Consider the following 1,333-nt stretch of genomic DNA (forward strand, 5'->3'; position numbering starts at 1 on the left):
TATAACGTATAGCGCAGCAGTTCGGAAAGCCTCGATACCAATCCGGCCGATTTTTCCTTTTCGCCACTGAGGATTAGGCCGTAGATATTGTTCATGGCGTTAAAAAGAAAATGAGGGTTTAACTGTGCCTTTAAAAAACTGAACTCGAGTTGTAGGTTCTCTTTAGCCAGCTCTAGTGCGCGGATGTTGTTTCTAAAGGCCATAATGCCCATCTTAATGCTAAACGGAATGCAAAGTGCAAACAACAGAAAGATAGGAGTGCCCAGGCTCAAAATTCTTGTTAATGCTACATTGATCAGTCCACGGGCTAGATAAGTCGCATATTCTCGACTGAGCAGGTTATCGCAGGTCTTACAAGCACCTATGATAGATAGCTCTAGAAAGGCATCAAGAACAGTATAGCAGAACACTGCTACTGCCATAAGTACAAAGCACAGTAAATAGCGTTTTTTCAGCAAGGTTTTGGGCAGGACCACATAAACGGCCAAATAGTAAAACATGGCCAAAACCATGGTGCTGGCCAATGCCAGCAATAGGTGTGTGGCTGTTGGCAACGAATTGTACACATTAAACGAAATATGAATAAGGTACAGCTTGGCCCCAAAAAGAAGCGCCCAAAAGAGCAGGTGCAGGCTAATCCTGATTTCGATTTTTGAATAGATCTTTTCGATGAATTTGGCGGTCTGCATGCTATAAATATCAGCTTTTCTGTGCTGTACCGCAAATGATAACGACGGGCAGGCCAAATATGGCGACGAAAGCCTGTAACTAAGCAACTAACACCTCTGGCATGCTGATTATTTTCCTTGTTGCCCCAAAAGACGGTTTTATATGGCTTTTCTGCCGCTGTGCCGATTAAAGTTGCAGGCCCGAAACCAAAAGGCCTATTTGCAGAAAATTAATGTAATGAAAACACTCTGGTTAGCACCTTCGTGGGCGAAGGTTTTATTTTATTTTCTTGTTTTGTGGGTAGCCACGGCAGTTGCAGGTACAGTTCCCATGCTCAACGATTTTCTGTTTTTCTTCCTCATTGCCCTGTTCATGAGCTGGGCATTGCTTAAGCTTGATGAGCGGACACTTTCTTCTATTGGCTTTTGGCCAAAAGACAGGAAATCGGTGCGAGATTTTTTCCAAGGCCTGGGCATAGGTGTAGTGATGTTGCTCATAACTTTTGTCCTAACGCTCTGTCTCTTATACACATCTGACGCTGCCGACGAACCACGACAAAAAAATGTTTTGGGGGGGGGGGGGGGGGGGGGGGGGGGGGGGGGGGGGGGGGGGGGGGGGGGGGGGGGGGGGGGGGGGGGGGGTGGGGGGGGGGGGGGGGGTGTGT

Annotated in this window: 2 protein-coding genes; one reads left to right on the forward strand and one right to left on the reverse strand. The window is 47.3% G+C overall.

The features are described 5' to 3' along the window. Positions 1 to 689 (reverse strand): histidine kinase (locus JHD69_RS19795; protein WP_199142063.1); only part of this gene is annotated, 689 nt, incomplete at its 3' end. 217 nt (positions 690 to 906) lie between these two features. On the opposite strand from JHD69_RS19795, the gene JHD69_RS19800 reads away from it, so the two are divergent. Continuing rightward, positions 907 to 1,333, forward strand: a 427-nt coding sequence (locus JHD69_RS19800; RefSeq protein WP_199142064.1) for a hypothetical protein, incomplete at its 3' end; no start/stop codon positions are given.

This window comes from Pedobacter sp. ASV12, assembly GCF_016429155.1.
Classification (GTDB): domain Bacteria; phylum Bacteroidota; class Bacteroidia; order Sphingobacteriales; family Sphingobacteriaceae; genus Pedobacter.